The sequence below is a fragment of the Pseudonocardia sp. genome (assembly GCF_025965585.1).
In the GTDB taxonomy this organism is placed as follows: Bacteria; Actinomycetota; Actinomycetes; order Mycobacteriales; family Pseudonocardiaceae; genus Pseudonocardia.
On sequence record NZ_JAOPWR010000117.1, the window covers coordinates 17,236 to 31,381 of the forward strand.

Sequence of the window (14,146 nt, forward strand, 5' to 3'; positions counted from 1 at the left end):
TCGGAACGCCGCGGTGACGACGTCCGGTGGCGGCACCGAGCGGTGCGAGGCCGACGTCTTCGGCGGCGCGAGGAAGGGATCGCGACGGGGGAGCAGGATCAGCTGCTGCTCGACGCGCAGCGTCCGGCGGTCGAGGTCGAGGCCTTCGTCCACGATGCCGAAACACTCGCCCTGGCGCAGCCCGGTGCCGGCGGCGAGGACGACGAACGCGCCGTACCGGTCCGGAACGGCGTCGATCAACGCTTCGACGGTGGCCGTCGTGAGTGGCGTGATCTCCACGGGCAGCTTCTTCGGCAGCTTCGTGCCCTCGCACGGTGAACCGCCTTGAAGATCGCCGCGACGATGCCGTGGATGACCTGGACGGTCGCAGGGGACAGGTTGCGCGACAGACCGGTGACCCAGGCCTGCACCTCGCTGGCACGGATCGTGCCGAACCGCCGGTGGCCGAAGGCCGGGTAAGGCGTGCTGCCGCAGGTTCGTCTTGACGTGCGCCCGTGTGGTCGGGCGATGGACATGCGGGGCGCGCCAGTCCTCGGCGTGGTCGCGGAAGAGCGTCGGATCGTTCGGGTCGACGTAGGTGCCGTGCACGAGGTCGGCTGAGACGGTGGCCAGAAAGCGCTCGGCGTCGACCTTGCGCGGGAAGGATCGCTTGCGCTGACGGCCGGCGGGGTCGCGCCACCGGGCGAGCCAGGAGTCGGTGCCAGCCTGGACCCGCTTCTGAACGCTCCCCACGCCGGCCGCCCGCTCAGGCCACGCCACGCCGTCGGAGAGTGAGGCGAACCAGGCCCGGACGTCGGCGGGGTCGTAGTGCTCGTAGCGGCCGACACGGCGGCCGCGCGGCCCGTACCCGTGGTAACGCCACTGGTCGAGCGTGGTAGCGGGTACGCCGAGGTACTCCGCCACCTCGCGCACGCCCCACAGCGGTTCGTGCTGTTCGCCCATGTCTGCCTCCGGTGTCGGCGGGATCGTGTCGCTGTCGGAGGTTTCGCGCGCGGCGCTGCGGCGGCGTGGTCGGACTGCTGTCACGTTCCGTGGCCACGTCTACCGATTCGTGGTCGAAGCGTGTGCTTGTCGGTACCGGCGCCAGCGCGGGTGAGGGTCCGTCCGACGCAGGGGATCACCAGGCGGGTCAGGACGGCGACGGGCGGAGCATCGAGGTCGTGTGGAACTCGTCTACGGGCATGACGGCCTCGGTCGAGTGCCCCGACGGCAAGTTCGCGGTCGGCGGCGGTGTCGAGGGCCCGACCAACACGTCGTCGAGTCCCGTCATCGGTGCCCCGCTCGCTTTCCCGGGTCGGGGCCAGAACCCCTGGATGGCGACGAGCATGCCGACCGGGCGGGGTATCCCGGTGGCCAACCAGGACTTCGACTTCGGGTCCGGCGAGTTCAGCACGCCGGCCGGAACGGCGAGTGCGCCGACCGGCTGGTACGGCCAGACGACGAACACCCCGGGTGGGACGCGGGTCTTCGTGATCTCCTCGGACTAGACGACGTGCCGCGACGAGGGTGATCCAGGGGGCGCGTGGCTGCGGCGTGGTCTCAGGGCAGCAAGATATGCAAGAAGGCATGCTTTTGAGGTCAGGACGGGAACGGGGCGTTCCCGGGTTCATTGCCGGGCGTACAACACCGAGCGCATTCAGGCTCGGCTCAGCTGGCTCTGCCCGATGAGTACTAAGCGTGCAGGCTGTCGGACATGATCTGTCGTTGGTGCCCGCTCCTAAGCTCGCCGCGGTGACCCGGCCCAAAGACAGTGGCCCGGCGTCTCGGCTGACCGCGAGCCTCTCTGTCCCCGATGTGAAGGCTCGGACGCCCGCTGCACCTACTCGTCGCTGTCGCGCGCGGGCTTGCCGGGTTGGGGGAAGGGACGGCCGTCACGGGCGGCTTCGACGACCGCCCGGGGTCAAGACCGTTCCGGCGGGCCAGGCCAGCCGGGTGAGCTTCCGCAGGCCGGCTGGGGCGCGCTCGGTGCCGTCGGCGGGCTCGGCGTTGATGTCGGTGAGCAGGCGGTCCAGCAGGACTGCCAGGAGGAGGTGTCTGTTGCGGTGGTCACCCCAGCCGAGGTCGTCGCCAGGATGGGTGGGGGCGGGGTAGAGGTACCCATCGGTGGTGCGGATCCAGATCGGCCGGTCGAGGACGACTTCGGCGAAAGCGCTGGTCGCTGGCAGTTGCGTGGGAGACACGGTCCGGACTCGCCCACCGGTGCGTCGCACGACTGGGGCGTCGGTCAGCGGGTCGAGGAGTGCGTCGTCGCCGTCGCGGAGGTCGAGCCGGACGAACTGCGCGGTCCGCGCCTGGGCTGGTTGCAGACGCGCGATCCACTCCTGGCCGTGCGGGCTGTCAAGGTTGATCTCGATGGTGCCGGAGAACGGGAAGTGCCGCCCGCCATCCCAGGCCATGGCTTGCCCGACGCAGGCCTGGGACAGAATGTCCTCGCGCCCGAGCAGTTCCAACCAGCCAATCCGGCGGGTGAGATCGGGTCCGCGCGCTGCTGCGGGATCACCGGGGACACGCCGCGACCAGCGGCAACGCCGCCCCGACGGCGGCCGTCGCCACCGCACCGGTGGCGGCAGCGCCCGTACCGGGCCGGTGCAACCCGCCCTGTCGCCGGCTGACCGCCGCCCGCCGACTGCGGCCGGTGTGGAGCGACGTGAAAGTGAGAGTGACGGCGCCGGCGAGATGAGAGTGGCCGCGCCAGAGGAATGAGAGTGGCAATGAGACGGCCTTCTGGGGAGCGCGGGGAGAGCCCGTACAGGGCTGCCTGGACCTGCGAACGCCGCGCCGAGCCGCGTGATGAGACCCGAGCGGTGGACCGGGCCAACATCAACGGCGCCCGATCCAGCGGCTTCTTCGCCAAGCGTCCTGCAGCAGCCGGGCGTAGCTGACGGCAACCGTGTCCTATGCCGCGCGAGTGGCCGTCACGTAGGAAGGCTCGCTCATCCGACCGCGGCCTCGTCTCTCAGCTTCTGCGGGCGTGGACGAGCCAGGCTGCGGAGTCGGACAGCACGCCCTGGTCGGTGCAGTGGTCGGCGAGGCTTGAGCGGAGGCGCTCATGCGCGCGTGCTCGCGTTTCGGGATCAAGATCGCGGACCATGCCCGCGTACTGCGTGGAGAAGTATCCGAAGACGTCATCGGGATCGGGACCGAAGTACATGGGCTGCTGCACGCCCTCGAGTTCGACGTCGGTGAACCCGGAGACGCCCAGGAACGACCGAACCCTGTCGGGATCGCCGAGTGCGACCGGGCTCGGGGCCGTCGGACCTCGCTCGCGTGTCGATATCCCCAGCGCGGTGTTCGAGCGCTCGGCGGCGCCGCATTCGCCGCGGGCGTTGCGACGGGCGGTGGCACGCCGTTGGTGTGGTCGGACGAGCCGAACCATGATCCCGGAAACGGGCACGAAGGAATCCTCGCGGTGCGGCGGATTCTGCGGGACCGTGGGCCCCCTGGCAACTGTGCCCGGCAGTGGTGACGGGGAGCGTGCCCGACAGCGACGATGCGCATCCAGGAGACACCCGCACCTCGCGAGGAAAGCGGACTGTTATGAGCGATTCGGATACGGGCGTCACGGTGGCGTCCTCCGGCATGGCCGGTGCTACGTCGAACGACATGGGGCGGAGCGAGGGCGGGATGCCCCGGCTCTCGGCGATCACGTTGAGAGTCAACGATCAGGAGCGGCGTCTCGACGTGGATCCACGGACCTCACTGCTCGACGCGCTGCGCGAACATCTGCACCTGAGCGGAACCAAGAAGGGGTGCGATCACGGGCAGTGCGGCGCCTGCACGGTGCTGATCAACGGCCGGCGCGTCAACTCCTGCCTGACGCTCGCGGTGATGCACGAGGGCGACGACGTGGTGACGATCGAAGGCCTGGGCGATCCCGAGGGCCTGCACCCCATGCAACTCGCCTTCGTCGAGTGCGACGGATTCCAATGCGGCTACTGCACTCCCGGCCAGATCTGTTCGGCCGTCGGCATGCTCGCCGAGGTGGAGGCGGGTTGGCCCAGCCACGCCACCGCTGACGTGGCCTCGCCGCGGGTCACGTTGACCGATGCGGAGATCCGCGAGCGGATGAGCGGAAACATCTGTCGTTGCGCCGCCTATCCGAACATCGTCGCGGCCGTCCGGAGCGTGGCGGGAGGCGACCCGGGATGAGGCCTTTCACCTACGAACGCGTGACGGACGCGCAGGCCGCCGTGGCCGCGGTTTCTCGGCGCGGCGCGAAGTTCATCAGCGGCGGCACCAATCTGCTCGACCTCATGAAGCTCGACATCGAGCGGCCCACCCATCTGGTCGACATCAGCCGGCTTCCGTTGCGGGACATCGAGGAGCTGCCGGACGGCGGACTGCGGATCGGCGCCCAGGCGGCGAATTCCGACGTGGCCGCCGATTCCCGGGTGCGCACCCGCTATCCGGTGCTGTCGCAAGCGCTGCTGTCCGGCGCCTCGGGCCAGTTGCGCAACAAGGCGTCGATCGGCGGAAACCTGTTGCAGCGCACTCGCTGCCCCTATTTCTACGACACGGCCGCGGGCTGCAACAAGCGGGATCCCGGATCCGGATGCTCGGCGGTCGGCGGGTTCAACCGGATACACGCGATCCTCGGCGTCAGCGACTCCTGCATCGCCACCCACCCCTCGGACATGGCCGTCGCGTTGGCCGCGCTGGAGGCACGGATCGAGCTGCTCGACGCCGACCAGTCGGTACGCAGCGTCGCCGTCACGGACTTCTACCGACTCCCGGGCGATACCCCGCACATCGAGACCGAGCTGCGGCCGGGCGAGATGATCACGGGCGTGGTCCTGCCGCCGCCCCCACCGGGCCGGCAGCACTACCGCAAGGTGCGCGACCGGGCGTCCTACGAGTTCGCGCTGGTCTCCGTGGCGGCTGTCGTCTCGGCCGATCAGGAAACGATCGGTGAGGCGCGGGTGGCGTTCGGTGGTGTGGCGCACAAGCCGTGGCGGTCGGTCGAGGCGGAGGCCGCGTTGGCCGGCCGTCCGGCCACGATGGCCACCTATCGCGCCGCCGCGGAGGCGGCATTGCGCGATGCGGTGGGGCAGGGGGACAACGACTTCAAGATCGAACTGGCCAAGCGCACGATGTGCCGCACGCTGGCGCACGTGGCCCAGGCGAGTTGAGGAAGGCGAAATGATCGGGCAATCCGTGAACCGCGTCGACGGCCCGTTGAAGGTCGCCGGCCGCGCCACCTACGCCTACGAGCACTGGGAGGGCGGCCAGCCGCTCTACGGGTTCATCGTCGGGGCGACGATAGGTAGAGGCCGCATCACTCGGATCGAAACCTCCCGCGCCGAACGCTCACCCGGGGTGCACATGGTGATGACCCATCACGACACCCCGGCGCAGGGCACCCCCGACCTCTCCATTCCCTTCGAATACTGGCGCGCCTACCCGGTGCTGAGCAGTCCCGACGTTCACCATTACGGTGAGCCCGTTGCGCTCGTCGTCGCCACGACCTTCGAACAGGCACGGGCGGCGGCCGATCTGGTCGACGTCGAATATGCCGGCGGGTCGGGCTCCTACGACTTCGCCGCCTGCGAAGATCAGGCATACGCGCCGGATGGTCTGGCTTACGGCATCATCCCGACCGACACCACCGTGGGCGATATCGATGCCGGGTTCGACTCCGCCCCGGTCAGGATCGATGTGCGCTACACGACGCCGTACGAGCTCTCCCAGCCCATGGAACCGCATGCATGTCTGGTGGTACCGGACGGCGAGGACCTGATCGTCCACGTCAGCACGCAGATCGTCGACGCGGCGCGCTCCTCGATCGCCGGCACGCTCCAGATCGACCCGGAGCGGATCCACATCGTCACCCCGTACGTCGGCGGGGGATTCGGCTCCAAGCTGCGAATCCACGCCGAGACGATCCTGGCGGTGTTCGCCGCCCGCGCGTTGCGCCGGCCGGTCAAGGTCGCGCTGACCCGGCAGCAGATCTTCCATCTCACCGGTGTGCGACCCAGATCGAGCCAGCGGGTGCGATTGGGCGCGCAGCGGGACGGGCGGCTGGTCGCGATCGCGCACGAGGTCACGATGCACACGAACCGCCACTCGGAGTACATCGAGCCGACGGCCGCCACCACGCGCAGCCTCTACGCCGCGCCGCACCGGTTGACGAGCCACCGCCTGACCCCGCTGGATCTGCCGCGCGGGGAAGACGTCCGCGCGCCGGGCGAGGCACCGGGCCTGCTGGCGGTGGAGTCGGCGATGGACGAGCTGGCCGGTGCGCTCGGGATGGACCCGGTCGAGCTGCGGACCCGCAACGAACCCACCACCGATCCCGAGCGAGGCGTGCCGTACAGCGACCGGCACCTGGTCGACTGTCTACGCGAAGGCGCGCGCCGGTTCGGCTGGGAGCGCCGCCCCGCCACGCCGGCGAGTGTGCGCGAGGGGCCGCGGTTGGTCGGCTACGGCATGGCCGCGGCCATCCGCGGACACCTCCAAGCAGCGACAACGGCGCGGGTGCGGTTGGCGGCGGACGGCACCGCCGTCGTTCGGACGGACATGACCGACATCGGCACCGGCACCTACACCATCCTGACCCAGGTCGCGGCCGACGGGCTCGGGCTGCCGCTCGGTCGGGTGCGGGTCGAGCTCGGGCGTTCCGAGTATCCGGTCAGCCCGGGGTCCGGTGGCTCGTGGGGCGCCGCCAATTCGAGCACCGCGGTGCATCGCGCGTGCGAGGCCCTGCGCGAGAAGCTGGTGGCAACCGCGCGCAACGATGCGCGCTCCGCACTGCACGGCCTGGATCCAGCCGGTGCAAAGTTCTCGGATGGCATCGTGAGCATCGATGGCGTGTCCGATGCGCTGAGCGAGATCGTCGCGCGCAACCATCCCGACGGTGTGGAGGCGGAGGGCGAGACCCTCGCCATGACGGACGACCCGAACTACCGTGACTACGCCTTCCACACCTACGGCGCCCACTTCGCCGAAGTGCGCGTCGACGCCGACACCGCCGAGATCCGTCTGCGGCGGATGCTGGGCGTGTTCTCGGTCGGTCGCGTGCTCAACGCCAAGACGGCGCGCTCGCAGCTGATCGGGGGCATGATCTGGGGCGTCGGCGCGGCCCTCGAGGAGGAGGCCGTCGTCGACCCGCGATCCGGTGCCTTCGTCACCCGGGATCTCGCGCAGTATCTGGTGCCGGTCCACGCCGACGTCCCCGACGTCGACGCCCTCGTCCTCGACGGGTACGACGACAAGGCCAACGTCCTGGGCGCGAAGGGCCTCGGTGAGCTGGGCATCTGCGGGGCCGGCGCGGCGGTCGCGAACGCGGTGTTCAACGCCACCGGGGTGCGCGTGCGCGACTTCCCCATCACCCTCGAGAAGGTGCTACCCGGTCTGCCATCCCTGGAGACGTGAATCGGCGATGCCGGACCTGGGACGCCGGCCCTGGGGATGCGCGCCCAACCCGCGAGGGATGCAGGCCAGACCGCGGCCGGCGTAATGAGCAGTCCGTCGAAGCCGGGGCGGCTGCGGGTGACTGCCCACTCTGCCACCTGCCGCGAGAGGTCGTCCGGGACGGAACCGAGCCGGTGGCCTGGCCGTCGCACCGCGATCCCCGAAACTGGACAGGCTTCCGGCCGGCGGCGGCCGGGGAGCGTCGGATCGAGGACATCCCGTTGCGGGAGATCGGCAATGCCATGCGTGCCGCTGTCGTCGCCTCAGCAGGCATGGATCGTGATGAGCTCTACGCCGATGCCTTGCGCACCTTCGGTCTGATCCGACGGACCCAGGCGGCCGTGGCCAGGCTTGATCAGGCTGCTGCGAGCGTCATTGCCCTGCAGGAATACCACCCTTAGATCGGTCATCAGGTCGAGCAGCTCGACCAGTGGTTCGACGCCGAGATCGAGTTGCGCCGGCTTCGGGGCGGCGTTGATGTACCAGGGGTAGGCGTTCCATGGCGTCACGTCGGCCGGCGTCATCCCTGCCTCGGTGAACAGCTCCAGCTGCCGCTCGGCGGTCGGATCGTCGTTCTCGATGCACAGGAACCCCGAACCCGAGCCGGCCTGGGTGGCCGGGCCTGGATCGCGGAGGACGCTGAGGACGCCGGCATGGATGCCGCGGTGCAGCGGGGCGACGTGCGGCATCCATCCCCGCACGTCGTCGCGCAGCGAGTCGACGAGCTCGTTGATCGGTTTGACGTGTGGCGCGTAGCGATCGGCCTCTTGTGCCGCGCGGAACGCAGGATCGGACATTCTTCTCGTCATCGGGCCAGCATGTCGTGCCCGCGGGCTCGACGCACCGGCGTCACCAGAACTGCGACACCACATGGCTCGGGGTGGTCGTGCGCCGTCAGGTCCGCTGGGTGTCGGCATGGTCCATGCCGAGTATCCGCTCGCGGTCGAGTAGCAGGCCATGCCCGCTCGTCTGCCGTCAGTTGCAGGAGCCCGCGGGCCGCACCCTACGGCGAGTCCAGCTCCGGGGGGTGCCGTGGTGGAGAACTCGGATGGGTTGTCGTTCGCCGGTAGCCCTGCCTGGTGGCCGAGCCCTGTTCGATCTGCTGGGGTTGTGGCTGTTTCAGCAAGATCACGGGGCACGAATGGCACAAGCCGTCGAGACGTCGCGAGAGACGTCACTGACGACTGGGCACATCGGAGCAGCTCAGAGGGGTTGTTGCGAAGCCATCGCAAACCTCGACAACGACCGAACTCGCTCCGGCTTGCAAACCAGCTCGTCCGCCCCGCGTCCAGGATGCGGCCCGACGCAGAACATCGTCGTCGTGGTCGACCAGGTGCCCCTAAGGTCGAACCCCGTGTACACGACGCAGATCACCGGCCACGTCGACGCCCCACGACCGGCGGTCTACAGAGCGCTGCTCGACCCGACGGCCGTCGCCAGGTGGCGGGTCCCCGACGGCATGAGCGGCCATGTGCACCACTTCGACGCCCGCGAGGGCGGGGCGTTCCGGGTCTCGCTCACCTACGCGGTGGAGGGGACGGGCAAGTCGGACGCACACACCGACACCTACCACGGCCGTTTCGTGAAGCTCGTGCCCGACGAACAGGTCGTGGAGGAGTTCGAGTTCGAGACGGCGGAGCCGGGGCTCCGCGGGACGATGACGATGACGACGACGCTCACCGACGCCGACGGCGGAACCGACGTCCTTGTTCTGCACGAGGGGATCCCCGACGTCGTCCCTGCCGCCGACAACGAGACGGGCACACGGATGGCCCTGGCGAACCTCGCCGCGCTCGTGGAGGCGAACCGGTCGTCCTGAGCCGCCCTTCCCGCTGCGGCGGTGCGGTCGTACCCGTCACCGCCGCAGCAGGGACGGTCAGGAGCGCTGCACGGCCTCGTAGCCGGCGTGGGCGTCGGTGACGGTAGCGGCGGTGTCGTCGAGCGCGCGGTCACCGGCCATCTCGCAGTCGAGCAGGCGGGTCATGTTGCGTGCCTTGACCCGGGTCTCCTCGAACTCGCCGTCGGGGTCCGACAGCGCGATGATCGCGCCGCCGACGCCGAACTTGACCTCGTTGCCCCGCACCACGGAGGTGCGGATGACGATGCTCAGGTCGGCCGCGCCGGTGAGCGAGAGGTAGCCCAGTGCGCCGGAGTAGACGCCGCGGGGGCCGGCCTCGAGGTCGTCGATGATCTGCATGGTGCGGATCTTCGGCGCGCCGGTCATCGAGCCGCCGGGGAACGCCGCGCGGATGCAGTCGACGGCCGACACGCCCTCCTGGAGGTGGGCGCGGACCGTGCTCACGAGCTGGTGGACCGTGGCGTAGGACTCGATGTCGAAGATCTTCGGCACCTGGACCGAGCCCGGCTTCGCGCAGACGCTCAGGTCGTTGCGCACCAGGTCGACGATCATGAGGTTCTCGGCGCGGTCCTTCTCGCTGGTGTTGAGGTCGTCCCAGAGCGCCTGGTCCTCCTCGGGAGTGAGCCCGCGGGGGCGCGTGCCCTTGATCGGCTTCGACTCGACGGCGCCCTCGGCCGAGATGGACAGGAACCGCTCGGGCGAGGTGCTGAGCACGGACAGGTCGGCCATCTTGAGGTACGCGGCGAACGGCGCCGGGCTCTCGCGGCGCAGGTAGCGGTAGGCCTGCCAGGGGTCGATCTCGCCGGTGCCGGTGACCATGTTGGTCAGGCAGATCTCGTAGGTCTCGCCCGCGAGGATGGCGCGCTGGCAGTCCTCGATCAGCTCGAGGTAGCGGCGGCGGTCGTGGCGCAGCACCAGCTCGTCGATGTCGCCGCTGACCTCGGCGGCCTGGCGGATGTCGGGCGCGTCGACAGGCAGGTTCTCCAGCCGGCCCCAGGTCTCGCGGAGCCAGGTGCGGGCCGCGGCCTCGTCGCCCGGGGTGCCCGCCTCGGCCATCGCCAGCAGATGGACGATGCCGGTGGCGTGGTCGACGACGATCGCACGGTCGGCGAAGACCATCGCGGCGTCGGGGTCGTTGGAGCGGTGGGCGCGGGCGCCGCCGGTCTCGGCCTTGAGCTCGTAGCCGAGGTAGCCCACCCAGCCGAGAGCGAAGGAGAACGGCAGCTCGGGCAGCTCCACGGCCAGCGAGCGCAGGTCGGCGTCGAGCCAGTCGTAGAACCCGCTGGTGTGGACGGTGGTGCCGACGGCGTCGGTGACGGCGACCTCGCCCGTCCACACGTCGGCCTTGGCGACGCGTGCCAGCGGGCCCGTGGCGCCACCGAGAATGGAGAAGCGCCCCAGCATCAGGTCCTGCTTGCTGCTGTCGAGCCAGAAGGAGTGCTCGGCCTGGCCGAACATCTCGCGGAACGCCGTCTCCACCGGGAGCTTCAGCTCGCGCTGCTCGGCGATCACCGTGAGCGTGCGGGCCGGGGCGACCTGTCGCTCCCGGACGGGGATCTCCGGCGCGGTCGCGCTGGCGGGGCGGGGGTTGTCCTTGCGCCACTCGCGGGTCATCGTCGCGAAGTTGCGCAGGAGCTCCATGCCCTGCTCGGTCTGGATCGACTCGGGGTGGAACTGCACCCCCCAGTAGGGCTTGCTGCGGTGGCGGACGCCCATGACGAGGCCGCTCTCGGTGCGCGCGGTGACCTCGAGGTCGGCGGGCACCTGCGTGACGGTGAGCGAGTGGTACCGCACGACGCTCAGCGGGTTCGGCAGGCCGGCGAACAGGTCGGTGTCGTCGTGGAGCACCTTCGACTCACGGCCGTGGTACGGCTCGGGCGCGAGGTCGACGTCGCCGCCCCACATCAGGGATAGCCCCTGGTGTCCGAGGCACACGCCGAGCAGCGGAATGGGGGAATGGAGCACTGCTTCGCGGCTGAAGCCGAAATCCGCCTCGCGTCCCGGGTGTCCCGGACCGGGCGATACGACGACATTGTCGAATGCCTGCAGATCGTCGATCGTCCACCCCGGTTCGTCGTTGTGCACGACCACCGGCTCGCACCCGTTGATCTCGGCCAGGTAATGGGCGAGGTTGTAGGTGAACGAGTCGTAGTTGTCGATGATCAGGGTGCGCATGCCGTCCCTTCCAGGGGAGCTCGCTGAACGGTCGAGCACCGCCGGGGCCTGGGCGGTGGTGGGTGATACGTCGCCTACCTCCGACAACGAGGGGATATCGCCGCGGATATGTCGGATCTGCCGTGCCGTGGAGCGGGGGAGCGCACGTCGGCCGGGCCCGGTGTCGGTCTCCGTGCAGGTCTGCAGGGGTACTGAGGTCTCGCGGCCCCGACCGGGGAGTCGACCCTCGGCGAGGACGCCGACCAACGCTCGGGGCCGCCCGTCGTCGGTGACGGTCGGAAGAGACGGTGGAACCCGATCACCGTATCGGCCCCGGTGATCGCACCGTCCCACGGGGTGGCGTGCCGATCACTCCGGTTCCGCGTGGGCGGCGACCAGGAAGCGCATCGAACATTCTCCTCGTGAACGGCTGTCGGTACACCGCACATCGAACGGTGGGGGGAGCTCCGTTACCGTGCGCAGGATATTCGTCCGTTCGGATACACAATCGGAGGCACGGGTGTCGCACGAGGACGTTCTCGTCTGGGACGGGACGGCCCTGCAGGGGTCCGTCGCCGGAACCGAGCTGCTCGTCGCCGATTCCTGGCTCGTCGACGACGGCGCGGTGGCGGGCCTGGAACGCCACCGCGCGCGTTTCGTCGGGGCGTGCACGGCCGCCGGCGTGTCTATCGACCACGCCATGCGATTCATGGACGCGGTGCCCGGTCACCTGCCGCTGACCGGCAGGCTCTTCCCCCGCGTGGAGTACGGCCCCGGGCCCGGCGGGCTCGAGCTGCGCCTGCGGGTGCGGCCCGCGCCCCCCACCACCGAGACGGTCGTGCTGGCGCCCCACCCGGGCCCCGACCCGCGCCGCGCGCCCCGCACGAAGGGGCCCGACCTCGAGATGCTGGGCGGCGTCCGCGCGCAGGCCGCCGAGCTGGGGGCGGGGGAGGCCGTGCTCTGCACCGAGGACGGCACCCTGCTCGAGGGCGCCTACAGCTCCGTCGTGTGGTGGCGCGGTGACACGCTGTGTCTACCCGACGCCGAGCTCCCGGTGCTCGACAGCGTCACGCGCGGCCGTCTGGTCGACGCCGCTGCGCAGCGTGGCGTGGCGGTCCGGCACGAGCGCGTCACCCCCGCCGATCTCGACGGCCTGGAGACGTGGTCGCTGAGCGCGCTGCACGGCATCCGCGCGGTCACGGGCTGGCGGGGCTGCGAGGTCCGCACCGGAGCCGTCGAGAGGGCTCCGCTGTGGCGCGAGGTCCTCGCCGCCGAGGCCGTCCCCCTGGTCCGGGCCGGTCAGCCCGCCTGACGACGACCGCAGCACGTCGCCCGGCCGGCGGCCGGCGCGCGCACGCCGAGAACGGGGTCGGCGGGCGGGGGCAGCCGATCCGGGCCGAGATGCGGGCGAGCTCGGCGTCGTCGGAGATGCCCTGGAGGTCGTGGCGCGGCGTGTAGGGCCCCGACGACGTCCTGCTGGGGTACCTGTGGCGCATCGACCCCGGCGAGGAGGGGGCGGGCCCGGGCACCCGGCTGCTCGACATCGTCATCGACGGCCTCCGCGCGGGCGCGCCGACCTCGATGTACCCCTACAGGGTCTCCAGCTCGTCCAGCGTCGGGGTCGCTGGGCCAGCCGTGCTCGGCGCGTCCAGGTAGAACAGCGCGGTCGAGGCGATGTCGTCGTGCAGCGGCAGGTAGCGGTGCCCGGCCCGCCACCCCAGTGCCTGGATGTCGACGCGCAGCGCCGAGGCGAAGCGGATCGGGTCGGGCACGTGCCAGCGGTACATGCCGAAGCGCTGCTGGCTCTCGTACAGCCCGTCGGGGCGGATGATCTGGTGCAGGCCCAGGTACGGCGTGGAGTATGCGGTGTAGCCCTGGCCGGGCACGTCGAAGTTCCAGGCGCCGCCGAAGTAGTCCTCGGTGCCGGTGCCGCAGATCGTCGGGAAGTCGCCACCGTCGTCCAGGTCGCCGTCGAGGTAGTACTTCATCTCGCCCTCGCCCCACCACCCGCGGGAGTTGACCCCCCAGGCGAGGTAGGTGCCCACGTACTGCCCGGCGCCCCGCACCCCGTGGACCAGTGTGTGCGCGGCCCCGTCCACCGGGTTGGACCGGCGCCACTGCGCGTGCAGGTACCCGCTGTCCTCACCGGCGGCGGTCTCGTAGGTGACCTGGAAGTACACGACGACGGGCGCCGGCGTCAGGTTCTCCAGCGTCAGCCGGGCGCCGGTCCGGAACGGCATCGGCCAGTAGGAGTTGAGGCCGCCGTGCGGGTTCACCGCGATCATCGACGAGCTGAGCTGCGCGAACCGGCCCCAGCCCTGGCCGAAGAAGTCGCCGACCGGCACCTCGACCGCCGGCGTCGGGGCGCCGTCCCAGTGGGCGCGCAGGAGCAGCGCGCGCCAGTGGTCGGGGTGGGTGGTCAGCCAGACGTGCGTGATGCGCCCGGCCCCGTCGATGTCGGCCAGCGTCGCCGTGCCGTACGCGGAGATCTCGATGCTCGGCGAGATCTTCCAGCCCGGCCCCAGCTCCCGCCCGGGACCGGTCCCGGTGCCCTCGGTGGCCCGACCGCCCTGCCCCGGCGCGCCGGTGGGGTTCTCCGGGCTGATGGAGCGGGTGGCGACGCCACGGCGGATCCTGGCCGGATCGGGATCGGACATACGGGCAGATCATGCCCGGGTCCCGGCGCGCGGTCGAGCATTCGGGGCAACCGTGCTGGTCAGCACG

Annotated in this window: 11 protein-coding genes; 6 read left to right on the plus strand and 5 right to left on the minus strand. The window is 70.5% G+C overall.

From position 1 onward, the window contains the following. Window positions 1–1,181 precede the first annotated feature (1,181 nt). Window positions 1,182–1,487 (plus strand): hypothetical protein, encoded by a 306-nt coding sequence (locus JWR81_RS07195; protein ID WP_297648400.1) that lies wholly within the window; start codon window positions 1,182–1,184, stop codon window positions 1,485–1,487. Between the two features lie 384 nt (window positions 1,488–1,871). Here the strand turns inward: JWR81_RS07195 and JWR81_RS07200 are convergent, their stop codons facing one another. Both JWR81_RS07200 and JWR81_RS07205 read right to left on the minus strand, forming a co-directional pair. Further along, window positions 1,872–2,450: a hypothetical protein gene (locus JWR81_RS07200; RefSeq protein WP_297648402.1), complete on the minus strand. Its 579-nt coding sequence runs from the start codon at window positions 2,448–2,450 to the stop codon at window positions 1,872–1,874. A 506-nt stretch (window positions 2,451–2,956) separates the two neighbouring features. Continuing rightward, window positions 2,957–3,394, minus strand: coding sequence for a hypothetical protein (locus JWR81_RS07205; RefSeq protein ID WP_297648405.1), 438 nt, complete (start codon window positions 3,392–3,394; stop codon window positions 2,957–2,959). 230 nt (window positions 3,395–3,624) lie between these two features. On the opposite strand from JWR81_RS07205, the gene JWR81_RS07210 reads away from it, so the two are divergent. Genes JWR81_RS07210 through JWR81_RS07220 form a run of 3 tightly spaced genes read left to right on the plus strand, consistent with a single transcriptional unit; the run spans window position 3,625 to window position 7,371 of the window. Beyond that, window positions 3,625–4,149, plus strand: a complete 525-nt coding sequence (locus JWR81_RS07210) for a 2Fe-2S iron-sulfur cluster-binding protein (RefSeq protein ID WP_297648466.1) — start codon at window positions 3,625–3,627, stop codon at window positions 4,147–4,149. Continuing rightward, window positions 4,146–5,129 carry a xanthine dehydrogenase family protein subunit M gene (locus JWR81_RS07215; RefSeq protein WP_297648407.1) on the plus strand — a complete coding sequence of 328 codons (984 nt, stop codon included), beginning with the start codon at window positions 4,146–4,148 and terminating at the stop codon, window positions 5,127–5,129. Before JWR81_RS07210 ends, JWR81_RS07215 begins: the two co-directional genes overlap by 4 nt. Before the next feature lie 25 nt (window positions 5,130–5,154). Continuing rightward, window positions 5,155–7,371 carry a xanthine dehydrogenase family protein molybdopterin-binding subunit gene (locus JWR81_RS07220; protein WP_297648410.1) on the plus strand — a complete coding sequence of 739 codons (2,217 nt, stop codon included), beginning with the start codon at window positions 5,155–5,157 and terminating at the stop codon, window positions 7,369–7,371. A 302-nt stretch (window positions 7,372–7,673) separates the two neighbouring features. Here the strand turns inward: JWR81_RS07220 and JWR81_RS07225 are convergent, their stop codons facing one another. Then, window positions 7,674–8,207, minus strand: coding sequence for a uracil-DNA glycosylase (locus JWR81_RS07225; RefSeq protein WP_297648413.1), 534 nt, complete (start codon window positions 8,205–8,207; stop codon window positions 7,674–7,676). 557 nt (window positions 8,208–8,764) lie between these two features. On the opposite strand from JWR81_RS07225, the gene JWR81_RS07230 reads away from it, so the two are divergent. After that, a complete protein-coding gene (locus tag JWR81_RS07230) occupies window positions 8,765–9,229 on the plus strand; it encodes an SRPBCC domain-containing protein (protein ID WP_297648416.1) in 465 nt (154 codons plus the stop codon). Window positions 9,230–9,286: 57 nt separating this feature from the next. On the opposite strand, the gene pabB is transcribed toward JWR81_RS07230, so the two are convergent. Further along, complete coding sequence (pabB, locus tag JWR81_RS07235) at window positions 9,287–11,443, minus strand: aminodeoxychorismate synthase component I (protein ID WP_297648417.1); 2,157 nt, start codon at window positions 11,441–11,443, stop codon at window positions 9,287–9,289. Window positions 11,444–11,942: 499 nt separating this feature from the next. On the opposite strand from pabB, the gene JWR81_RS07240 reads away from it, so the two are divergent. After that, window positions 11,943–12,734: an aminotransferase class IV gene (locus tag JWR81_RS07240; RefSeq protein ID WP_297648419.1), complete on the plus strand. Its 792-nt coding sequence runs from the start codon at window positions 11,943–11,945 to the stop codon at window positions 12,732–12,734. Window positions 12,735–13,011: 277 nt separating this feature from the next. Here the strand turns inward: JWR81_RS07240 and JWR81_RS07245 are convergent, their stop codons facing one another. Beyond that, window positions 13,012–14,079 (minus strand): glycoside hydrolase family 172 protein, encoded by a 1,068-nt coding sequence (locus JWR81_RS07245; RefSeq protein WP_297648432.1) that lies wholly within the window; start codon window positions 14,077–14,079, stop codon window positions 13,012–13,014. Window positions 14,080–14,146: the final 67 nt, after the last annotated feature.